Annotated in this window: 22 protein-coding genes and 3 pseudogenes; 12 read left to right on the forward strand and 13 right to left on the reverse strand. The window is 65.0% G+C overall.

From position 1 onward, the window contains the following. Positions 1 to 90: 90 nt before the first annotated feature. Positions 91 to 345: an NUDIX hydrolase gene (locus OCT49_RS15935; protein ID WP_283852552.1), complete on the forward strand. Its 255-nt coding sequence runs from the start codon at positions 91 to 93 to the stop codon at positions 343 to 345. On the opposite strand, the gene OCT49_RS15940 is transcribed toward OCT49_RS15935, so the two are convergent. Continuing rightward, a protein-coding gene (locus OCT49_RS15940; RefSeq protein WP_283852553.1) for an IS3 family transposase occupies positions 303 to 1,555 on the reverse strand; the annotation gives its coding sequence in 2 pieces (ribosomal slippage) (positions 303 to 1,273 and positions 1,273 to 1,555; 1,254 coding nt in all). The genes OCT49_RS15935 and OCT49_RS15940 overlap by 43 nt on opposite strands. 66 nt (positions 1,556 to 1,621) lie before the next feature. On the opposite strand from OCT49_RS15940, the gene OCT49_RS15945 reads away from it, so the two are divergent. From OCT49_RS15945 to OCT49_RS15955, 3 genes are all read left to right on the forward strand, one after another. Next, positions 1,622 to 1,897: an NUDIX hydrolase gene (locus OCT49_RS15945; RefSeq protein ID WP_283855815.1), complete on the forward strand. Its 276-nt coding sequence runs from the start codon at positions 1,622 to 1,624 to the stop codon at positions 1,895 to 1,897. 519 nt (positions 1,898 to 2,416) lie between these two features. Further along, the gene (locus OCT49_RS15950) at positions 2,417 to 3,238 is read left to right on the forward strand and encodes a hypothetical protein (protein ID WP_283852554.1); all 822 of its coding nucleotides are present in this window, start codon (positions 2,417 to 2,419) and stop codon (positions 3,236 to 3,238) included. A 168-nt stretch (positions 3,239 to 3,406) separates the two neighbouring features. After that, the gene (locus tag OCT49_RS15955; RefSeq protein WP_283852555.1) at positions 3,407 to 5,263 is read left to right on the forward strand and encodes a coiled-coil domain-containing protein; all 1,857 of its coding nucleotides are present in this window, start codon (positions 3,407 to 3,409) and stop codon (positions 5,261 to 5,263) included. Positions 5,264 to 5,269: 6 nt separating this feature from the next. Here OCT49_RS15955 and OCT49_RS15960 read toward each other — a convergent pair. From OCT49_RS15960 to OCT49_RS15980, 5 genes and pseudogenes are all read right to left on the reverse strand, one after another. Then, positions 5,270 to 6,020, reverse strand: a pseudogene (locus OCT49_RS15960) (transposase). A 229-nt stretch (positions 6,021 to 6,249) separates the two neighbouring features. Beyond that, a complete protein-coding gene (locus OCT49_RS15965; protein WP_283852556.1) occupies positions 6,250 to 7,545 on the reverse strand; it encodes a DUF6602 domain-containing protein in 1,296 nt (431 codons plus the stop codon). Between the two features lie 123 nt (positions 7,546 to 7,668). Then, positions 7,669 to 8,511, reverse strand: a complete 843-nt coding sequence (locus OCT49_RS15970) for a hypothetical protein (RefSeq protein ID WP_283852557.1) — start codon at positions 8,509 to 8,511, stop codon at positions 7,669 to 7,671. 378 nt (positions 8,512 to 8,889) lie between these two features. Then, positions 8,890 to 9,729, reverse strand: a complete 840-nt coding sequence (locus tag OCT49_RS15975; protein WP_283852558.1) for an IS5 family transposase — start codon at positions 9,727 to 9,729, stop codon at positions 8,890 to 8,892. 307 nt (positions 9,730 to 10,036) lie between these two features. Beyond that, positions 10,037 to 10,411: pseudogene (locus OCT49_RS15980) on the reverse strand (tyrosine-type recombinase/integrase); the annotation flags it as partial. Between the two features lie 61 nt (positions 10,412 to 10,472). Between OCT49_RS15980 and OCT49_RS15985 the strand changes: the two are divergent. Then, positions 10,473 to 10,901, forward strand: coding sequence for a hypothetical protein (locus OCT49_RS15985; RefSeq protein ID WP_257543544.1), 429 nt, complete (start codon positions 10,473 to 10,475; stop codon positions 10,899 to 10,901). A 20-nt stretch (positions 10,902 to 10,921) separates the two neighbouring features. Here OCT49_RS15985 and OCT49_RS15990 read toward each other — a convergent pair whose 3' ends face one another. Both OCT49_RS15990 and OCT49_RS15995 read right to left on the reverse strand, forming a co-directional pair. Next, on the reverse strand, positions 10,922 to 11,317 hold the full coding sequence (locus OCT49_RS15990) for a terminase large subunit domain-containing protein (protein ID WP_283852559.1): 396 nt from the start codon (positions 11,315 to 11,317) through the stop codon (positions 10,922 to 10,924). 15 nt (positions 11,318 to 11,332) lie between these two features. After that, entirely contained in the window at positions 11,333 to 11,824 is a 492-nt protein-coding gene (locus OCT49_RS15995; RefSeq protein WP_283852560.1) for a terminase large subunit domain-containing protein, read from the reverse strand. Positions 11,825 to 12,035: 211 nt separating this feature from the next. Here OCT49_RS15995 and OCT49_RS16000 point away from each other — a divergent pair, with 211 nt between their 5' ends. Continuing rightward, a complete protein-coding gene (locus OCT49_RS16000; RefSeq protein WP_283852561.1) occupies positions 12,036 to 12,473 on the forward strand; it encodes a hypothetical protein in 438 nt (145 codons plus the stop codon). 73 nt (positions 12,474 to 12,546) lie between these two features. On the opposite strand, the gene OCT49_RS16005 is transcribed toward OCT49_RS16000, so the two are convergent. Beyond that, a complete protein-coding gene (locus OCT49_RS16005) occupies positions 12,547 to 13,005 on the reverse strand; it encodes a hypothetical protein (protein ID WP_283852562.1) in 459 nt (152 codons plus the stop codon). An 82-nt stretch (positions 13,006 to 13,087) separates the two neighbouring features. Then, on the reverse strand, positions 13,088 to 13,489 hold the full coding sequence (locus OCT49_RS16010) for a hypothetical protein (protein ID WP_283852563.1): 402 nt from the start codon (positions 13,487 to 13,489) through the stop codon (positions 13,088 to 13,090). Positions 13,490 to 14,083: 594 nt separating this feature from the next. Between OCT49_RS16010 and OCT49_RS16015 the strand changes: the two genes are divergently transcribed. From OCT49_RS16015 to OCT49_RS16025, 3 genes are all read left to right on the forward strand, one after another. Beyond that, positions 14,084 to 14,719 carry a hypothetical protein gene (locus OCT49_RS16015; protein WP_283852564.1) on the forward strand — a complete coding sequence of 212 codons (636 nt, stop codon included), beginning with the start codon at positions 14,084 to 14,086 and terminating at the stop codon, positions 14,717 to 14,719. 625 nt (positions 14,720 to 15,344) lie between these two features. Then, positions 15,345 to 15,965 carry a hypothetical protein gene (locus OCT49_RS16020; protein ID WP_283852565.1) on the forward strand — a complete coding sequence of 207 codons (621 nt, stop codon included), beginning with the start codon at positions 15,345 to 15,347 and terminating at the stop codon, positions 15,963 to 15,965. Between the two features lie 28 nt (positions 15,966 to 15,993). Next, positions 15,994 to 16,488 (forward strand): zinc finger domain-containing protein, encoded by a 495-nt coding sequence (locus OCT49_RS16025; protein ID WP_283852566.1) that lies wholly within the window; start codon positions 15,994 to 15,996, stop codon positions 16,486 to 16,488. A 48-nt stretch (positions 16,489 to 16,536) separates the two neighbouring features. On the opposite strand, the pseudogene OCT49_RS16030 reads toward OCT49_RS16025, so the two are convergent. Beyond that, positions 16,537 to 16,773: pseudogene (locus OCT49_RS16030) on the reverse strand (tyrosine-type recombinase/integrase); the annotation flags it as partial. 14 nt (positions 16,774 to 16,787) lie between these two features. On the opposite strand from OCT49_RS16030, the gene OCT49_RS16035 reads away from it, so the two are divergent. Next, entirely contained in the window at positions 16,788 to 17,834 is a 1,047-nt protein-coding gene (locus OCT49_RS16035; protein WP_283852567.1) for a DUF1254 domain-containing protein, read from the forward strand. 91 nt (positions 17,835 to 17,925) lie between these two features. On the opposite strand, the gene OCT49_RS16040 is transcribed toward OCT49_RS16035, so the two are convergent. Together OCT49_RS16040 and OCT49_RS16045 are read right to left on the reverse strand one after the other, a co-directional pair. Further along, positions 17,926 to 18,570: a GAP family protein gene (locus OCT49_RS16040; RefSeq protein ID WP_283852568.1), complete on the reverse strand. Its 645-nt coding sequence runs from the start codon at positions 18,568 to 18,570 to the stop codon at positions 17,926 to 17,928. Positions 18,571 to 18,778: 208 nt separating this feature from the next. Further along, positions 18,779 to 19,555, reverse strand: coding sequence for a hypothetical protein (locus OCT49_RS16045; protein ID WP_283852569.1), 777 nt, complete (start codon positions 19,553 to 19,555; stop codon positions 18,779 to 18,781). Between the two features lie 97 nt (positions 19,556 to 19,652). On the opposite strand from OCT49_RS16045, the gene OCT49_RS16050 reads away from it, so the two are divergent. Then, positions 19,653 to 20,084, forward strand: coding sequence for an Asp23/Gls24 family envelope stress response protein (locus OCT49_RS16050; protein ID WP_283852570.1), 432 nt, complete (start codon positions 19,653 to 19,655; stop codon positions 20,082 to 20,084). 36 nt (positions 20,085 to 20,120) lie between these two features. Then, on the forward strand, positions 20,121 to 20,348 hold the full coding sequence (locus OCT49_RS16055) for a hypothetical protein (protein WP_283852571.1): 228 nt from the start codon (positions 20,121 to 20,123) through the stop codon (positions 20,346 to 20,348). The last annotated feature ends 40 nt before the right edge of the window (positions 20,349 to 20,388 follow it).

Consider the following 20,388-nt stretch of genomic DNA (forward strand, 5'->3'; position numbering starts at 1 on the left):
CGACCCCACATGCCGAGCGGCGGGCCAGGTAGAGCCTGCTGCCCGGACCACTGACACCTTCCGGCACGTCTCCACGGATTGGGCACCGCGATGAACACCAGCGTGATGAACAGCCGCAACGCCGTCTGCGTGATCGTCCACGACAAGGACAGCGGCACGGTCGCCGCCGTGCACTACGCAGCCCGCAATTGGTCCCCGCAGCCGGCGTGGACCCTCCCCGGCGGCAAGGCCGAACCCGGCGAAGCCCTCGACGAGGCCGCCATCCGTGAACTCAATGAACCGCCCCGGGTTCGGCAGAGATCTCAGATTGTGGTTGTGACCTGGGGTTTCGTGGATTCCATGTAGTAGTTGGCTTCGTACTCGACGGGCGGGACGTGGCCTATCTCACCGTGGAGTCTGCGGTGGTTGTACCAGTCGGTCCATTCGGCGGTGGCCAACTCGACCTGGGCGAGCGATTTCCAGGGCCGCCGGGGCTTGATCAGCTCGGTTTTGTACAGGCCGATCGTGCTCTCCATCAGGGCATTGTCGTAGGCGTCACCGACCGATCCGATCGAGGCGGCGATGCCGGCGGTGTCCAGATGCTCGGCAAGCCGGAAACTCGTATATTGCGATCCGGCATCCGAGTGGTGGATCAACTCGCCCGGCCGCACCGGATGTTGGTCTCGGTCACGTTGCCACACGGCCATCTCCAGGGCGCCCAGGACGAAGACCGTTTCCTTCGCGGTGGCTGCGGACCAGCCCACGATCCGGCGGGAAAACGTATCCACGACGAAGGCGACGTAGACGACACCGGACCAGGTTTTGACGTGGGTGAAGTCCGCGACCCAGCAGCGGTTCGGGGCGCTCGCGACGAAGTCGCGGTCCAGCAGATCCGGCGCCCGTTCGGACTGGCCGCCGGGCAGCGTGGTGATCACGCGCTTGCCGCGGACCGCTCCGGCGATGCCGAGTTCACGCATCAGGCGCTCGACGGTGCAGCGGGCCACGCGGTGGCCCTGCCGGTTCAGCTCACGCCAGATCTTCCTCGCCCCGTAGACACGGTAGTTGGCCTGGAAGGCCTCGCTGATCCGTTCCTTCAGTTCGGTATCGCGCACGGTCCTGGCCGACGGTGTGCTCCGGCGTTTGTGGTGGGCGTAGTAGGTGGAAGGGGCGATCTTGCAGTCGTGCTCGGTGAGCGTCCTGCAGATCGGCTCGACGCCGCCGAAGCGGCCCTTGTGCTCGTCGATGAACGCTACGAGCGTGTGTGTGGCCGGTCGAGCTCGGCCGCGAAGAAAGACGCCGCCGCCTTCAGGATCTCGTTGGCCCGCTTCAGCTCGGCGTTCTCCTTCTTCAACGCCTTGAGCTGGGCGGACTCCTCCGTCGTCGTCCCCGGCCGTGTCCCGGCGTCGATCTCGTGCTGCTTGACCCAGTTCCGCAGCGTCTCGCGGGAGCCGATGTCCAGCTTCTCGACCACCGCCTGCAAGGCCGCGGTCTCGGTCGGGTGGTCGCCGCGGACCTCGGCGACCATGCGCACCGCACGTCGGCGCAGCTCAAGCGGGTAACGGGAAGGTCGTGCCATGACTCGATCCTTTCATGAAATCGAGCCTCCACTTCACCCGGGGCGGTTCACAAGGAGGAGACCGGCCTGCTCGTCGATCCGGTCGATCTCTCCCTCGTCCACGTCGTCCACGTCGAGCAAGGCTGGGACCAGGCCGGCCAGCTCATCGTCTTCGTCTTCGCCACCGACACCTGGACCGGCGAACTGACCAACACCGAACCGGACAAGCACTTGGCGGCCCGATGGGTCGCCGTGAGCCGCCTGCCCGAGCCCGCCTTCCCGACCACCATGCAGGCGCTGGCCGCGTACCGGAACGCAGGCCCCAGCTTCTCCCATTACGGATGGCCGGCCACCGCTGAGTGATGGGAGATACGCCAGGGTGGACCATATGCCCGGCATCAGCCCACAACACCTCATGGCCGACCACATCGGTTCTTGTCAGAGCTGAGCACCACCCCTGCGAATTAACGCGGGCACTCTGCACTACAGAGGCACCTATGGTGGCCGGCGACACCTCCGTCCTCTCGAGACCCATCCCCCCGAGATCATTTAGGTGAGACGGCACAACCACTCGCCCGTTCCCGGCACCATTGATTCATCCACGCCGATGGAAGGGACGCCTTGAGCCTGGCCCGCACGACCACCCAGCAGTTAGTTCCGCGTATCACACAAACCCGGTTACGGCTTGAATCCTGGCGCCTCCGCGTCAACCGGCGGGTTATCGGCACCCGCCTCCGCAGCCTCACCTCGTCACTCCACGCACTGGAAGTGGCGGAGCGGAAGCTTCCCCACACTCGGCGGGCGCTGCAGGACACACGGGCAACCCTTGAAACAGCCCCTTACGGCTCCATAGCTCTGACGCTCCTCGCCCTTTGGCTCGGCGTGAGGCTGATCAAGGTCTCCGCGGTCGTCGTCCACGACCTTGCCTTGGTACTCGGCATCGAGTCAGTCTCACGGGCTGCGAGGCACTTCCTGTGGGTGCTGCGCCCCGGAGCGGCGAATCAGCCAGTGCATGGGTGGGACGCACTGATCTACCTGATCACTATGGTGGCTGCTCTGATCACGCCAGTCTGGTGGCTGCTGAAGCGGCGTCCTGCACGAGGAGCCGTCTTGCGACACCGGGTGACTATCCAGACCGTGGAAACGCTCAACCTCTGCGCCGAGGCATACAGCCGACAACCCGGACAGCGCGACTCGCAGCTCCGAGTCCTCGACCTTGGCCTCCGTGCAACCGAAGACGCCATCCTTCGTGCCCATCGCTACGCAGGAACCATGCCCCGCCGTTCCGCCAGGAGGGCAGCAGCACGTACGCATGCATCGCAGGTCGCGGGTGCGCTCCGCGCAGAGTCTCTACGGATGGACATCCGTCCAGAGATCGCGCTGCCTCGCCTGGGTGCCATGTTGGCGGAGATCGGCGAACGGTGTGCGGAGGGCCGCGTTGGGTCCATGCTGCCAGCGGAGTCCCTGGTGAATGTCGTACCCGTGTCCGCTGCACGCACAACGGTACGGGAATCAATCCACGTGGCTGTGGTCATCATCGCCGCCATGGCAGCTGCCGTCGGGGCTTCCGCTGCACTGCCCACGCTAGGCGTGAAGGACGACCTGCGCCCGTGGCTCATCGTGGGATGCGCCGTGTTGGCGGCAATTCTCGTCGGCGGTTGGCACCGTGTGGGTCGGCTCCTGGAGTTGGTGCCGGGCAAGTGACCTTCCTGCTGGCGAAGTCATCGCTGCGGACCGTCAACGCGCGGGCCTCCTTGGACTCGTTCCGGCAGGTTCAACTAGGCCGGATCCTCCCTAAGGGCGTTGCATCGTTACGCAGGGCATGGCTCGCCGACCTTCCAGGCGGGCAGCACGTCCTGAAAGGACCGGGTCATGGCACATCCCATCCGGCTGAAGCGCTACTCAGTGGAGACCGAGGCTGGCTGGCACTCGTACTCCCTCGACGGCGATCTCGTCGCCTTGGTCGGTGCGGTCAATACGGGCAAGAGCTCGTTCTTCGAGGGGGTCGCCTACACATTCGGGGCGGAACCAGTCTGGCCGGTCGCCATGGACCGCTTCGTACACCGGGTGGAAACCGAGGTCCTCCTGGGCGGACAGCACGTGCGACTGCGCCGCAGCGTGCGTGGCGCGGACCGCCAGGTCGAGCTCCTCGAACCCGACGGCGCACTCGCCGAGATCCTGCCGCTCAAAGACACGGACGATAACGGCCGTACCACCCTGTCCCAGTGGCTGATGGATGCACTGGGCCTGTCCAATCTGCTGGGCACCGCACGCCGGGGAAAGAAGCCGGTCACCTTCAATGAGCTACTCGACTTCTTGTACGTTCGGCAGTCCACCATCGACCAGAAGATCGCCGGCCACAGGGCTGACCGGCCCAGCGCGCTGAGGCAGACCCTGCTCGAGCTGCTCTTCGGCTTGTCCACCCCGGACCTCCCGGCCCTGGAGGCGGAGCTACGCGGCGTCAGCGACACAATTCGGCAGCTCACCCAGGACCAGGCCAGCATCTCCACCTTTCTCAACGCCTCGACCGCCACCAACCTCGACGCCGTCCAAGCTGACATCGCGCGCGCGACTGAGGAACACGGGGCCGCAGAGAGTCGACTGAAGGTCATCGAGACCGAACTCACTGCCTTGACCGGGGCCGCTGAACCTCTGCGCGCTGCCTTGCGGCAGGCCGTTGATGAGGCCGAAGCCACACACCGCCGCGCCAGCAGCGCACGCCGCGCCCTGTCAGACAGCGAGAGCAGCGTGGATCAACTGCGCAAGCGCTTGGAGAAGGCCCACAAGCCCGTACTGCAGTGTCTTCACTGTCACACCGATCTGAGTCGGCGCACCCTGCCAGAGAACGCGTGCCCCCTGTGTACCGAGACGAATACCGATCTTGCGACGGCAGCCGTCCTGATTCAGCGGCAGCTGGACGCCGCCCGCGACCGAGTCGTCCAGGGCCAAGCTCGAGTAGCTGAGGCGGAGAAGGCAGCAGCCGCGGCCGATGCGCGGGTCGGAGATCTCCAGCAGCGTCTTGACGAGGCGACCCGCCGCCTCATCGCTCCACATGCCGACCAGCTCGCCGATGCCCGAGTGGCTGTCGCCGAGACGGCTGCCCGTCTCCAGAGTCTGCAACGCCTGGTCGAGCCTCACCAGCGGCTGCGCACCTTGAAGGAACAGCTACGGGAAGCCGAGGAACGGCGAGTCGAGCTCACTCAGGCGCGCAAGGACCTGATCGCCAGCTACGCCGTACGACGCAGCGACGTCCTGGACAGCCTCAACGACATCTTCGGAGACGTCGTCGCCGAGATGGACCTGCCCTGGTACGCCGGAGACGCTCGCATCGACCGCGCCACGTACCTCCCCATCGTGGATGGACAGGGCGTCGAACGCCTCGGCGGAGGCACTCGCGCCGCGGTCACCGTCGGCTACCACGTCAGCCTGCTGCGATACCTACTCACCAACCGCGTCGGCGATCTGCCGACCTTCCTGATGATCGACTCACCGACCAAGAACGTCGGCCGCAACGACTGGGACACCCGCTTCGCGCAGCGTATTTACCGCAGCTTCGTGGACTTCGTCACGGCTCGGGCCGGCGCTGGCATCGCCACCGACCCGTTCCAGGTCGTGGTCGCGGACAACGATCTTCCGGCCTCCGTACGGGGCCACGTCCTGGTGCATGACTTCGACCACGACCGGCCGCTGATTCCTGGGCTGAGGAACCCGCACGCAGCCGAACAGTGAGCTTCTTCAGCGCTGCCGCTCCAGCGTGAGGATGGCCTTGGCGATTGACGTCATGCGGTTGGGGCTGCACCGGGACCTGCGGAAGATCCGCCAGGACTTCAGGCTCGCGACACCGCGTTCAACGGGCGCTCGTGCTGCGGCCAGCGCCCGGTTGAGGGTCTTTTCGGTGGGAGTGAGTTCCTGAAGTGGCTTGCGTTTGATGCCGGTCGTCAGCCACGGTCCTGCGCCTTGGTAGGCGAGATCGGCCAGGATGGGAACGCCCTGACGCTCGCAGATCCGGATGATCCGGTGGGTGCGGGCGGCGGTCAGGTCGTGTGTGCGGCCCGGCATGGCGGGCGAGAGCCACAGCAGCCGGCCGCAGGGGTCGGTGACGACCTGCACGTTCACGCCGTGGCGCCGGTGTTTGTGGGAGTAGTCGGCCCGGCCGTCGCCGACCCGGTCGCACTCGGCGAGGGGTGCCGTCGAGCAGGATGAAGTCGGGATCGTGCTCGCGCAGCGTCTTGAGCAGACCTGGTGCTCGTTCGGCGAGCAGGTCGACGACCGCGCGGGTGTAGGCGTGGGCGGTGGACTCGCTGATCCCGAACCCGGCGGCGATCTTCGCCAGAGTGGTGTGCTCTCGTAGGTACACCAGTGCCACCATCGCCCGCTGGGACGGACGGAGCTTGCAGCGCCGGTCGCCCTCACGAGTGACAACCAGCATGGTGACCCACTCCACGAGCGCATGCGGCAGGTCAAGTGCGGCAGGATGGATGACCAACGAGGCCCCTGAGCAACGTGATTGAGACGTCAGACATCTCGATCAACAGCTCGGGAACCTCGTTCGTTGCGCTTCACGGCCCATCACCCGATCGGTGGCCAACTCGAAGAAGCTCAGTCATCCGACTGACCCGATGCTGAGCGCCCGGCGTACCTCCGACACGTTTTCCCAGCGCCTACGTCAGACCCAAATGCCAACCTGAGGAGCCACAAGGCTAGCCTCCGGAAGCTCAATCGCGCGAATTCTCAATCTGGCGAAAAATCCAACGGTCCAATCGGCCAGTACTATTCTCCGCAGCAACATATTCACCCGTCGGGAGAATTGCCAACTGGCACTTTTTTGCGATCAGCTTCAGGTTCTGCCCAGATGAGGCGACAAGACGGGTTTCCAACAGGCGGTTGCGTACGTCGCAACAATCAACGCCGCGCGACTTTAGCCACGCGATCATCTCTGGGTCATCGCAACGCACTTCCCTCCCTTGACACAGCCTCGTTAGCAAAACAAACTCCTCCTCACCGATGAAATTCGGACTCCACCGCTCCGTCACTGCAGCCGCATCAAGTGCTTCATCATCAGCGTTATGCACTTGAACTTGCCAGCCGCCTCTTCCATCGATGCGGGCAGCACGGCAGCTCAGTAGAGTCCTGGCGACCTCAGTCTCAAGATCCTCTCCCCAAACCTCTCCCCCAAGTCCGTACACCTCATCCAGTCGGGTCCAGATGAACTCCAGCAACAGCCTCAGCGGGTTCTCTGGCGTCGAGAAGTAAAACGGCCACCATCCATCGATCAGAGGTGTCATGAATGGCCGACCGTTGGCCTTAGCGAGGGAGTACCTACCCGAAACGATCAATTGAGGGAAATTTGCCGGACCGAATCCGTGGTTCCCAATATTCCGCTCAAGGTAGTTCGCCATCGACAATCGAAATGCTCGCTCGCTCTTAAACCCATGCATCCCGAGAATTACTCGAACCGCAGAAATCTGCTCCAGGAGAAGGGTCTGAAGCAGGGCATCCTCTTCGTACGAGAGGGCGACAGGACCTTCCCCATCCCAAGCCAACTTCCCAGTCATCTCCGCGAACGTTCTAACTGACGGAGCCATACTTCGATCAGGGTCGTCCGGCACCTCGTCATCACCTTGATGGTAGGCGTGCTCGATCTCGCTGACTGAATTAAGCTGAGCAAACGCATCACGAAGCTCGGCCGAGTGGAGATTCTTCTTAACTTCGACAACGGCAATGATATCTTTAACATGCCACACATAAGAGTTGGTATACGGGAGCCTTTGCCCCTCACCCCGAACCACCATGCAATCAAGTTGGCCGGACATGCGTCCGCGACCGTCGCGAGCAAATCCGGATACCACCCGCAAACCCAATCCGTCTGGCAGGGCTCGATTCAATACGTCTGAAGACAGCCCCTCATACATGTCTCCAATTGTCGGAGCATGCTTTACAGGAGCGTCGTCGAGTTTAGGCAGCTCGTCTCGAATAATGCCGGCCAGAAGGTCGGCAATCGTGCGAATCACTAGACCTCACCCACAAATCGACCCAACTTACGATCCCGAGAACATCATCGAAGGCATTCCCTTTTAGCCAGTGGCGCACCAAGACAAACCGCCAGCGCACTCCTGTTCCTCGTATGGACAGGATCAGACGGAGCCCACGGGGAGACTCAGCTTCGCAGCCAGAAGCTCTTCGGTCCCTTCCAGGCGGAGCCCGCACAGTGCGCAACCGAAGAAACCACCGTACCTGTCAGGCTCCTCGTCCTCTGCCGCCAGAACGATGAGCGCGTTATTCTCACAGGCTGGGCATGGAAACCAACCCATAGGGGGCCCAGGCTCGCCGGTTTCCTTATGTATCCCGCCAGGGAACCATTCGCTGCGACGGCTCCTGAGTGGGGCCTGCACACCTTCCAGGAGTTCAGCCGGAAGGTTGCCAAAGCGGTCATCGAAGCGATTTCGAGCTTGCCGGATTCGGAGCTGGACCTCGCGTTCGGTCTGATTACGCTGGTGATCAATGGCAATACGGACCGCGCTGTGCCATCTTCCCCAGAAGGATGTGAGGGGCGTGGTCAGCCCTACATGTAGGGCCTGCACGGACTTCGCCAGAGTGGCTAGCAGAGCTCTCCCCTGCTCGCCTCCGGTCGAGTGAGCCACACCGTTCCGTAAGTCGATCAAGAGATCCAACTGCCCATCAGCAGGCAGGATCTGCAGCGTTCGCAGCCGACTGATCGTCTCGGCCGCCCCGATGGTGCGCACTTTGCTCGCTGTTCGGTGACCGCCGAGGTGGAACAGCATCTCTGCGCTACCCCGCATCTCCGCGACATAGATGGGGTTCTTCCCCACCAAAACCGCCTTACCCAGCCGTTCGATGGCGACCCCCGCGTGGAGAACGAACTCGTCGTACTCGCCACGCGCGTGATCGTCCATGGCTTTGTGCGCAGCCTTCCTCGCACCTTCAAGGAAGCTCTCGAATGAGAGAGAATCATCCATGCGGAGACGTTAACAATGCCTGCGGTGCCGCATCGACCGGTTTGGTGGCGCAGCCACCAACGGGGTCTGGACGGCCGCCAGCGCGGGATCGCCAGGCCGACCAGCTTGCTAACGTAAAGCGCGCTTGGCGCCACAGCGCAGATGCGCACATCGTCGCGTGGCGTTCCCGACTGGAGCACTCGCGACCCACCCGACGAGCGCGTGCCCCATCCGTGCCCTTAGCAGCGGTGAACAGCGGTCAACACCGGCATGGGAAAGCCCTCACAGCGATCCGCTAAGTGACCGGTACTTGCAGGTCGGAGGCCGTATCGGCACTGTGGGCGCCATAGATTCCCAAGCTCAGAGGGCGTTTAGCGTGGGTGGATTGCCGCTTATGCCCTAGTAGGTTCCTCGCCAGGTTGGTGTGGTCTCGTCCGTTATGCGCTTGGCGAGGTTGTCGATCGATGCAACGTGGATCATGGCTTCGGAGCTGGCGGCGAGGGTCTCGTAGTCGCGGGCGAGGCGGCGGTGCATCATGATCCAACCGATGCTCCGCTCCACTACCCAGCGCCTTTTCACGACGTGAAAACCGCGAACCCCGGGATTTCTATTGACGACTTCGACGTCGATTCCGAGCTGCGCGCCGCGCTCGACGACGGCCTTCTTGAAGCCGGTGTCTACCCAGCTCTTGGCGATGGTCGGGTACGTCTTCTTGGCCTGGTCGAGGAGGCGTATTCCCAGGGCGTTCTCGGAGAGGCTCGCGGCGGTGACGGTCACGACGAGAATCAGGCCGATTGTGTCGGTGAGGATGCCTCGCTTCCGGCCCACGATCTTCTTCGCGGCATCCGTTCCCTGGCTGGTCACAGGCACGTTGGTGGAGGTCTTGATGCTCTGGGTGTCGATGACTGATGCCGTCGGTTCGGGCTTGCGGCCTTCCTTCACGCGGGCCAGGGCGGTGAGGTCGTAATTGAGTTGGGCGAAGATTCCCTCGTCGCGCCAGGCGGCGTAGTAGGCGTAGACGGTGCCGTGATTCGGGAAGTCGTGCGGGAGGTATTTCCAGGGAATTCCGGTGCGGTTCACGTAGAGGATCGCGTTGAACACGTCGCGGAGTTCGACTTTCGCCGGCTGGCCGGTGGGTCTGCGGTCAAGCCGGTCTTTCCTCCATGCCGTCAGGGTGGGCTCGATCAAGGCCCACCGGGCGTCGGAAAGGTCGCTGGGGTACGGCTTCGGCTGGCTCACGCCGCAGCTTTGACACGGGAGGGCCGGAAGCTGCCGTTCCTCTGACTACCAGGAGGTTCTGTCATATCTTCAAACCAGACGGAATCCCGGCAGCAGAAGTGAGCGAAACGGACGGCAGGCCCTGTGTGGCGGGATGCGGTGAAGTTCGCATATTTCCTAAAATTGAAGAAAAGAGGCAGTGGCGAAAGCGGCTTTCCGGAATAAACATACGTAAACGCCCTCTCAGAGCGCGAGTTCGATTCTCGTCACCCGCTTCACAACGAAAGCCCAAGTCAGCGACTTGGGCCTGTTTGTTGTCTAGACCTGTCTAGGTGTCTCGTGCCCGCTCCGTGCCCGATGCCTGGATCGGCCTTGGCCGCAGCCTTCCGACGTTCGACCTGCATCAGGGAGTCGAGCCCGGAAGCGACCTCACGTTGGCGCTCGGTGTCCGAGTGCTGATAGATGAGCGCGGCCCTCTCCGTGGACTGGCCGACAGCACCACCGTGTCCTTGAGCGTCGCGCCCAATCGGGTGGTCAGGGTGTGTCCGGTGTGACGAAGATCGTAGAACCGGACATCGGCCGGCAGTCCGACCACGCTACGGGCCTTGCGCCACTCCCGGCCGAAGGTCGAACGACGGAAAGGCTTGCCCCGCTCGCCCACGGACAACAACCCGCCCGGGGTCTTCTCCGCGTACCAAGCGAGCCAGGCATGGATCAACATGAGTCGATTGAGAGTGGTGGCGCCCTCCCGTACCTTCTGGAACATGGGAGAGGGACGGGACGTCACCAACAACGTAAGTAACGGCGTGAGCGGCCATGTCAACGGGCCCGTGGTCCAGGCTGGATCCATCAACGGCAATGTGATCCTGCCTGCTACGCCGAGCCCAGAGGAGGCAGAGTTACGTGCTCGCTGGTCGGCACGCACGAAACGAATCCTGGACGCCGAAGATGCAGAACGTGCAGCACGCTACGCCCAGTCTCAGTTTCAAAGACAGAGATTCCTCAAGAAGGCACGTCGTGGAATCTACGGGTCTGTCGTATGGATCCTTTTCGGCCTGTTCCTGGTTGTCGGTGGTCACGGATCCGGGGGCGACAGCACGCGAGTGATGTGGGCGTCGATTGGGTGGTTCGACGTGGTGATCGGTTTCGGATTCCTGGCGAAGCACTGGTTGGCTCTTCGACGCTACCGCTGAGTCCCGGATTGAGCAGCTGATCAACCGCTGTCCTTCAATACGTCTGACACTTGCCGCCACACGTGCGCAGTCGAGTGGATCACGTACCGCAGCCCGTCGCAGGAGTGGTCGTGGCACTTGATCGGCTTGTCCTCGCCGCGTGCTGTGGCCTCTTCTGGCCAGGCGTAACCGGGCAGCTCGTCGAGGAGTCCCCGGCATGAGTGATGTACGCGCAACAGCCCCGAGCCGAGCGCGGTCGACACGCTGCGGATGCCGTTGAGCACCTCGTTGTTCGCAAGGGCGACGACGGGATGCCTGTCTGTCCACAACTGAGTGGAAAAGCTCGTCGCGGACGGGTCAATAAACGTCCGCTCGGGAACGACCTGCTGCTCGTCGAGCCGTGCGCTCACGGCGCGGCTGAACTGCGCGTCGGTCATCTGTCGGTGTGCGGCTCACGAGTTGGGGCGCCACTCGTTGACCGCGTACAGCCGGTCGTTGGCGCCGAGACCGTACAGGATCGCCGAGAACTGGTTCGCGGTTCCGTAGTCGATGGCAACCCAGCCCCGGCGCATCGGCGGCAGTTCGTCGACGACGTGCCGCTGCTCGTCGAACATGTCGTAGACCGCGCCCTCGGCGATCACCCAGGTGCCCTCGATCATCCGGCGGCGCCAGAGTCCGACGTACTCGGCCCGCAGCGCGTCGATGTAGGCCGCGGAGAGGCTCGGGTTGTCGTCGAGCCGGATGTGCCACGAACGCAGGGCGACACGGTGCACAACCAGCCGGTTCCCGCCGAGCAGTGCAGCGACGTGCGCCTGCTCATACCCGGTCACAGCGAGGTACCACTGCGTTTGCGGCGTCGGCTCGTCCGGCACACCGGCGAGCCACTCATCGAGCTGGTACGCGCTGCAGGTTTTGATCTCCAGCAGGCTGGACGGTCGAACCACGAGCGCTTTCGAGAGGGGTTGTACGAACGGTTGCCGAGGTTCTGGGACGAAACCAGGAAAGTACAAGAGGCCAATCCTGCATAGCTGATGGGCGAGCAGGTGGCGCCAATCGTGTGCCGTGGCATGGACGGCGTAGCACAGGGCGTCGACGCTGTGGTCGTCGAGTGTCAGGGGGTACGGTGGCTGCCTCAGATGCTGCAAAGGTGGTTCGATGGAAGCGGAGTTGGTGGCACTTGCTGCCGCAGGCGCTACGACATTGGTTCAGCAGATGGCGGTGGACTCCTGGGCACAAGCTCGTGACCGGATGGTGTCGTTCTTCTCGCGTCGCGGTGGTGGTGAGGAAGACGTGATCGAGGGGGAGCTGGAGACCTCGCGCGGAGAACTGGCGGCGGCAATGGAGGCCAGCGACGAACAGACCGCCTTGGACGTCCAGGCGGAGTGGCGTACACGATTGCGGCGCACTTTGCTGGCAAATCCGGCCGCGGCTGCCGAACTGCGGTCACTGATTGCTGACTTGGCGCCCCCAAAGGGTGATCAACAGGTCGCGGATGTCCATAACACGATCAGCGGGGGCGTGCAGCACGGCCCAGTGATTCAGGCTGGCAACGTGGGCTCGCTGAGCTTCGGGACGCCTTTCGGTCAGACCTGAGCCTGGCGGCAGTACGGGACCCACGCCGGCGACGGCCACGGTACGCCGCTCTCCGGAACGGCGAAGGGGGCGGTCACCAAGTGTGTTCACGGGCATTGGCATCGGCCGCTTCGATGGTGATCTCGTGCGTCAAGCGCGTATCTTCCGCCTCATGAGCGAACAGCCGTCCATACGCAACGAGTTGAGTGGAAGCGTCGGGGGCCACGTCGTGCAGTCCGGTGCTATTCACGGCGACGTTGTGTTCACTTCGCCCGCTGCGCCGGTGGACCCGGAGGCAGTGGAGACGCAACGACGTTGGAGCGAACGTCAGCGGCGCATCCTCGATGAAGAGACCGCCAAAGAGGCGGCAGAGCAGCGCAGGTTTGAAGATTACGTCAGGGTCATTCACAGGAAGCGACGTTGGAACTTGTGGTTGCTGTTGGTTGAGGGTCTGGCCGTGGCGCTGGGGCATTTGCGCATGTTCCCCTCCGCTGCGCTCGTTGGCGCCTTGGGTATTCTGTTTGGGCTGATCTCCCTGTTCGGCTGGGTCCACTGCTCCGTGCTCTTGTGGAGGGCCCGGACGGGGCGGACTATCCCAGTTCCCCGGCATCGGTGGATGTGGTGAGCCGGTGGCGTCACTCGTGCGCATTGGAGTGCACGACGTAGCGCAGCGCGTCGGCGCTGTGGTCGTCACGCTTGATCGGCTGGTCCTCGTCGCGGTCGGATGCTGCGGGGTCCCATGCGTAGCCCGGTAGCTCGTCGAGCAGCCCGGTGCATGGGCGGTGGATACGCATCAGCCCGGAGTCGAGGACGGTCGACACGGATCGGACCGTCGAGGACGTCGTTACGAGCCGGGGCAGTGCCGAGGTGCCCGCCATCGTCCCGCTTGATTGCGGGGCGCCGGTGGTGCTTCTAGGTTGCGTCTGGCGATGTGTGAAGGCGGCCTTGAAGATCTCGGCGACCTCGTGTTTGACGGCGTAGACCCACAGCGGATCGATGTCGGCGATCCGCATGGAGGCGGGAAAGTCCCTGGCCATAGGTCGTCCGACCTTCCTGTTTCGGCAGCACTGGCAGGGAGCGCGGGAAGTGAGGTCGGCCGCCAAGCTTGGGCAGGGCTGGCTGCCTTGGTGCGACGCCCGTTCCAGCGCAGGACGGTTCCGGAGCCGGCTGGGAATGGGCCGCCCCGGGCCAGCTCCGGCGAACTGGAGCTCGCCGCGCTACAGGGAGACAGCACCGATCTGAACCGGGCGCAGGCACTTGTGACAGCCCTTCACGTACGGGCGGCTCTACACAAAAAATTCCGCGTCCGCCTCGAAGAGTGGTGGCAGAGGGCACAGGCAGCCGGTGGCGAGGTGTACAACAGCGTCTCGGAAGGTACGCAGAACGGTCCGGTGATCCAAGGCCGCGACTTCTCCAACCTCACCTTCCACATGACCCGCGGGACTGAGAAGCCGGATCGCAAGTAGACGGATCGGGCTCACCACGATGCCCGCCGCGACGGCATGGTGTGGGACTGCGTACCGCCACCCTGCCTGGTCCGTCGCGTCCCTCACATCTTGCGGCGAATCGCGCACGCGCCCCGACACTCCTGATGCACGATAGTCGTCTCGAACGATGCGAACGGAAGTGGAGTGGTGGAAGAGCACCGCGCAGCCGGCAACCCCCGGCGGCAAAGTACGGCATCTCAAATCAACAACGAGGCCAGCGGCGGTACCTTCCACGGCCCTGTGATCATGGGTGGTCAGGTTCAGTTCGGGCAGACCCAGAATCCGGTCCGGAACGGAACCAGGCTTGGGGCACATGAACAGATGTACTCCTGCGGTGAGTGGGTCGACCTGGCTTACGATCCCGTACCGGACGCGGGCACCGGCGACTTCTATGACGATCTCCGCGCGGCGGAATTCGATCCTTGGCTGGCCGCAGACGGATTCGCGGACAAGGTCGACAGCCGCTACGCCCACGACCGTCACGTGCCGCTGAACTTGGTCGTGTACGAGAGGCACTCGCGTGTGCCCCGCTTCGTCATCGTGCTGACGGGCAACACCTACGGATCCGTACTCACCACCTACGCTGCTTCTCTGCCCGACCTGATGGATCTCCTGGCCAGATGGACTCCGACCATAAATCTCTTGGCCCAGATCGACGGTTTGGCGAAGGAGCAGAGGGGTGCGACGGGGGCTGACGAGCATTCCGCCGCGGCTCTCTCGCTGCCCGCGTCCTCCCTCCTCTCACGCATGGTGAGCCCGAATGGGCCTCGTACCCCGTGACGGGCCGACTGACGAGACCCTGGGGTCCGACTGTGCCTCCATCCGGTTCCGAGTCATCCTGGCCCAGAAATCTGCACGGGTGAACCGATCCCTCCCATCGGGCCTAGGGTCGTGCCACAACGTGCCAGTAGGGGCGGTAAGCAGCGGTCATTAGGGGCTTCACGGGAGCTGGCCGCGAGCATCCCAAGATAGACATCGCCGCAGGTCAGAGGCTATTCATGGGTCGAAGTGCCGGGTGATTCCCAAGCTCAGAGCGCGAGTTCGATTCTCGTCACCCGCTCCATGATGAAGGCCCTGGTCGGAGACCAGGGCCTTCGCCATTGTCTAAACCTCTCGAGGGCTGCCGTGCCCTCCGCGTGCCCTATCTCGCGAAAATGCCCAGCTCGGAGGGCACGCGGCGCACCATCTCGCCCCACCTGTGCCGAAGCGGCTGCCGAGAGGATGACCACCTATATCGGGAACCGCCCCATCCGAGGCCGGCCGCGTGGCTAGCGTGTGGCCTTATGACCGACGCCGCACCCTCCGGGGCGGACCTCCTGACATACCTGAACCGTCTGGAGTTACGTTTCGACTCGTCCGCTTCCCTGGTCGCATCCGATGCCCACGACGATCCCGCAACACTGGAATGGCGCTCTGCCGCGCTGTCCTGCCCCTGTGGGAGCCGGACGACGAGGAGACCGAGGCCGACAATGCGCGGCTCCTGGTCCCTGGCGTATCGCTGGCTCAGTCGCCCCATGGCGAGGGCCAAGAGCTGACGATCCTCTCGATGTCCGGTCTCACAGTGGACCTGTGGCGCGTCGGAAGCATCTACGTGTCGCTGGACGCCCGCGACGCCGACTACGCGCACTTCATGCCGCTCTTCGAGGAGGCGGGGGAAATCGGCCTGCACCCCGACCTGGAGGAGGGCCTGGTAAGCGGCGACCAGATCGTCATCATCGACCGGGTTCGGATCGCACCGGCATGGCGCGGGTTGGGCGGGGTCGGCCGGTTGTTGATCGGCCGGCTGCTCCGCTGGGTGGCGGGCCAAGCGGCGCTCGTGGCGACACATCCGTACCCGATCGACATCCCTGTCAGCGAACGGGACGACACCGAGCGGGAGGCTCGGGAGGAGGCCGTGATCCAACGCACCTGGCAGTCACTGGGGTTCGAGCCCTTCCGCGAGGACGTGTGGGTGATGCAGCCGTATCTGAGCACTCACGACGAAGCCGTCGGCCGTCTGGAAACGGCATTTGCAAGTTACCTCTGAGATCACACCCCGCCGTCGAATCGAGAGGATGAACCGGTACCAGATGGGCGAGTTCACCAACCACAAGGCGCAACGCACTCTTGGCTTTCTTCGCGCCTTCCACTTGGAGACCCTGAGTTTCTCCGGAACACACCCCGAAGCGACATTGGCCGACTTCGAACGCCACTTGGGGCAGCGGGTCAACGACCTGGAGGAAAACGAAAGCTCGGCCGAGGCAGCCGTCTTCATCAAGCCTCTGTCGGGCCCGCTCGCCGACCCGGAACGCCGGCGCTCGTTCAAGCTCCAGAAGTCGCTGCACCCTCCGCGCGCCGATGGGGAGGCGTGGCGGAAGCAACGCACAGCAGTGCTGGACGAGATCAAGGAACAGGGGCTTGCCGAGGCCCTGGACTGGGAGTGCCGCGATTGCGGAGCCCCGGTCGGAGTCGCCTGCCAGACAGCCGGCGGCAGGCCCAAGAAGGAGCCCCACTTCCTACGAGCCACTGACGCTGAACTGCCCTACCTCCGCGCTTACGGTCTTCGCTGAAGAACGTCGGAGGGCTGGGATGTGCGATGACGTCCCAGCCCTCCGAGTTCAGGCTTCCCGAGCAGTGGGAGGCGACTCGATGGTTGCTCGTCGAGCCGCGCGGACCTTGGCATCGATGCCTCCGGCGACCTCCTGCTGGCGGGCGTCGTCGGAGTGCTGGTAGATCATCGCGGCCTTCTCCGAGGACTGTCCGGCGCGAACCATCGTGTCCTTGAGCGTGGCCCCCGACCGGGTCGAAAGCGTGTGACCGGTGCGCCGGAGGTCGTAGAAGGTGAACCCCCTTCGCCGACCGCTTCTGGATGGTCCCCATCCCGGACGCCTGGTCCGACGTCTGCGCCGTCGTCGGCCAGCGCGAGCACGGCTCGTCCGCCGGGCCGTTCCTGATCGCCGGACCGTCCTGGTCCGGAGCGGCCCCCGCCGGCCTGACCCTACTGAAGTCGCGCACCGCCGTGAACTGGATCATCGGCCGGTACGCGACCAGCGGCCCGTCGGACTTCCCGGCCGTGAACAAGCTCCGGGACGCCACGCGGCTGATCCCGCTGTCGCGGTGGACCGGCGATCCCGACGACTACTCCCCGCCCACCGACGTCCCCGTCCCCGCCGGCGCCGACGTCACGACGGCGCCCGTCGACCAGGTCCACGCGCTCGGCGGCCGCGGCTACTTCACCCTTCTCAACCGGATGATGGTCGACAACCCGCCCGATCCCGCCGACGCCCCGCTCCTGGGCCGCCTCGCCAAACTCGGCATCGCACCCGGCGCGAGCCTGGACGACCTGTCCGCCGAGGAACTCTCCGCCCTGAACACGGGCACGCGGCGCGGCCCGGCGGCCCTGCGCGAACTGCTCGCGCAGGCGGAGTCCGCGAACGCCGGCGGCTGGACCGTGCACCGCGGCCTGGGGGATTACGGCACCGACTACACCAAGCGCGCGGTCATCACCCACTTCGGATACGGAGCCGACCTCGACGCCGACGCCCTGTACCCGCACGCCACCACCGACGTCGAAGGCCGGCCCCTCGACGGTGCCCACACCTGCGTACTGCACTTCGAGGCCGGGAAGACCCCGCCCGTCGACGGCTGCTGGTCCCTCACGATGATGAACGAACGTCAGCTCTCCGCCGACAACCCGCTGAACCGGTACGCGATCGGCGACCGCAGCGGCATGCGGACCAACCCCGACGGCTCCCTGGACATCCACGTCCAGCACGAGAACCCGGGGCCCGACCGCAAGCACAACTGGCTCCCCGCGCCTGCGGGCAGCTTCAATGTCTTCCTGCGCCTGTACCGGCCCCAACAGCCCGCCTTCACCGTCGGCTGGACCCCGCCGGCACTTCAACGCACCAGCTGAATCCTGCGGGCCCCGGTACCTCCCCCGAGAGGCTCCTTGTCGAGCGCCATCGAGCCGAACGAGGGGGGATCGCAACTGGGGCCCGCCTGCTTCAGTCGACCAGCTCGTAAATGCTCGCGGCCGTCAGCCAGAGGCCGGCGAGCAGGGAGAGCGTGACAATCAGCTGCTCCTGGTGCCGGCTCAGCCAGTTCCGCAAGGCATTCAGCCGGGCTTCCGCGGCCGCAGGTGCCCATGCCGCATACGTCTCCATGCCGATGAGGCTGAGGGTGGCCAGCAGGCAGTAGCCGGTCAGCGCGAGCCAGTCGCCGGCGGTGGAGAGGTTCGACTCAAAGGCCGTCGCGGCACCGGCGCCGACGAGTCCCCAGGGCTGCAGCAGCCACGCCAGACCGGCTGCCGTAACCCAGGAGGCGTCGTCGATCCGGGCGGCCCAGCGCGGTGGGCCGTGCGGGCGGGGCGGCCGGTGCCGCCGGTACGCCCCGTACAGCACCAGTGCCAGACCGATGGCGAGCTTCGCGGTAAGCGCGGCGGTCGAGGGCGCGCTGTGACGGGCCGGGGGCTGTCCGCCCGTCAGCAGCACCACGACGGCGATCACGGTGATCAGGTTGGCCAGCCACGACAACAGGAAGGCCAGGCCCTTACGGACGCCGCGGCGCAAGGAGAGCAGCAGGATGAAGGCGCTGTTGTGCAAGGGCCCCAGGGTGATGGCCGTACCGATCACCACCAGGTCGAGGACCATCGGACCAGTCGCTCCTGGGCGTCAGGGCCGTCCGCCCCCATGGACTGGGGACCGGCCGACAGAGGAATGCGGCGCTGCCACGGGGCCGCATCCCGACTGTGCAGATGGCGGCCTGGCGGGTCAAACAGGCCACGCCCGTGAAGCCCTGCCGGTCCGTTTGGGAAATGCATCGCCGGCTTATGCCTGCCTCGGCTTCGGCGAGGCCCGGCTACGCCGCGGTTTCGGTGATGAGAACGGCAGCGGTTGTCGGGACCCGGACGTCACTCGTGGCCGCGTCGGTCACGGCGTCCCGGACGGCCCGGGCGACTTCCAGGGGATGGCGGCCGGGTACGACCGCGAGCTGGATCTGAATGTGTCGGGTGGACGGATCGTCCTGTTGCGTCACCCTGACGGGGTGGCCGCCCAGTGGGGTGGTGAGGTGCGCGACGCCCGGCACGGCCGACGCGATGTCGGCCAGCTCTCCAATCGGCCCCCGCAGGGATTCTGTCTCGGTCGCGGGGGCCGAGCTTCGCGTGGGCGCATTTTGGGACGGGAGCGTCATGACGTTCTCCGCGGTCTGCGATCCTCCGTCTGCCTCCGCGTCCTCGTGGAGATCCGTGACGCGCAGATCGGCTGTCACAGCGCTCAGGCCGAGTTCTTCGTCGGCTGCCTCGAGCAGGGTCGTCCTCAACTTTTCGGCGGCCTGAGGCACGGGCAGTGTCACGGATCCGGTGAAGGCCGCCTCGATCCTGAGCGGGCCGGGCGGGAGCGCGCCGGCAGGCGGGCGAACGGCCGATTCGAGCACGGGTTCGTGCGGGACCGGTCCGATGCGCATGCTCTCCAGTCGAACGCCGGGAACCCCGGCTGCCTTGAGCCAGAGAGCCCGGACGGCCGCCTGTTCGGTGATCCACGTGCCGTCGTCCGGTCCTCCGAGCGGCAGCAGTCGACCCAGGCCGAGCCGACCGCGTACTGACTGCATCAACGCCTCGGTCTTCACCTCTTCCACCCTCTCCCTCGACTCACGACAACCGGATAAAACGACCTATGGCGAATATAATTCGAATAAGGGATGCACGGCTGACTTCTCGAGGGAGGAGTGCCTGATGACTGAGCACACCGGCGCAAAGTACGGCGGCGAGCCCGGTTCTCGTGGCCGGACATCCATTGCCGATGTGGTGGTGGAGAAGATCGCCGGGATGGCGGCACGGGACGTGCGCGGCGTCCATGCCCTGGGCAGCGGGTTCGCGCGCTCGATGGGATCCATGCGGGAGCGGATGCCTGGCGCCGGTAGTGGCAAGTCCGTCACCCGCGGGGTCAGCGTCGAGGTCGGAGAGGTGCAGACGGCCATCGACCTGGAACTCGTCGTCGACTACGGCGTCTCGATCACGGACGTGGCCGCGGCGGTGCGGGAGAACGTGATCTCCGCGGTGGAGCGGATGGCGGGTCGGGAAGTCGTGGAAGTCAACATCATGGTCGGTGATGTGAAGCTGCCCGACGAGGAGGACGAGGGGGAGGAGCGGCAGCGGCTCCAGTAGCCGGACGGAGTCGGCCACCGGGTGAAGGAGCGTGTGATGAGCAGATCCGTGGTGGGTTTGGCCGCCGGAATGGCGCTGGGTTTCGCCGCGTACTTCGGTGGCTTCTGGGCCTTCCTGCTGGTGCTGGTGCTGGGTGTTGTCGGACTCGTGGTCGGGCGTTTGGCGGAAGGCGATCTCGAACCCGGTGACTTCGTACGCCGCCGGGACGATCAGCAACGTACTCGTGACGACCAGCGCCGGGCACGGAGAGACTGGCGGCAGTGACCAGGGAAGCCGAAAGGCGCCCGGCTGTGCCCCGCCGGGA

This window comes from Streptomyces sp. ML-6 (assembly GCF_030116705.1).
Lineage (GTDB): Bacteria > Actinomycetota > Actinomycetes > Streptomycetales > Streptomycetaceae > Streptomyces.

Coding starts and splice junctions, on each gene's coding strand:
- OCT49_RS15935 (WP_283852552.1), top strand. CDS start 91: ATGAACACCAGCGTGATGAACAGCCGCAACGCCGTCTGCGTGATCGTC.
- OCT49_RS15955 (WP_283852555.1), top strand. CDS start 3,407: ATGGCACATCCCATCCGGCTGAAGCGCTACTCAGTGGAGACCGAGGCT.
- OCT49_RS15970 (WP_283852557.1), bottom strand. CDS start 8,511: ATGGATGATTCTCTCTCATTCGAGAGCTTCCTTGAAGGTGCGAGGAAG.
- OCT49_RS15985 (WP_257543544.1), top strand. CDS start 10,473: ATGGGAGAGGGACGGGACGTCACCAACAACGTAAGTAACGGCGTGAGC.
- OCT49_RS15990 (WP_283852559.1), bottom strand. CDS start 11,317: ATGACCGACGCGCAGTTCAGCCGCGCCGTGAGCGCACGGCTCGACGAG.
- OCT49_RS16000 (WP_283852561.1), top strand. CDS start 12,036: ATGGAAGCGGAGTTGGTGGCACTTGCTGCCGCAGGCGCTACGACATTG.
- OCT49_RS16010 (WP_283852563.1), bottom strand. CDS start 13,489: ATGGCCAGGGACTTTCCCGCCTCCATGCGGATCGCCGACATCGATCCG.
- OCT49_RS16020 (WP_283852565.1), top strand. CDS start 15,345: ATGGCGCTCTGCCGCGCTGTCCTGCCCCTGTGGGAGCCGGACGACGAG.
- OCT49_RS16025 (WP_283852566.1), top strand. CDS start 15,994: ATGAACCGGTACCAGATGGGCGAGTTCACCAACCACAAGGCGCAACGC.
- OCT49_RS16035 (WP_283852567.1), top strand. CDS start 16,788: ATGGTCCCCATCCCGGACGCCTGGTCCGACGTCTGCGCCGTCGTCGGC.
- OCT49_RS16040 (WP_283852568.1), bottom strand. CDS start 18,570: ATGGTCCTCGACCTGGTGGTGATCGGTACGGCCATCACCCTGGGGCCC.
- OCT49_RS16050 (WP_283852570.1), top strand. CDS start 19,653: ATGACTGAGCACACCGGCGCAAAGTACGGCGGCGAGCCCGGTTCTCGT.
- OCT49_RS16055 (WP_283852571.1), top strand. CDS start 20,121: ATGAGCAGATCCGTGGTGGGTTTGGCCGCCGGAATGGCGCTGGGTTTC.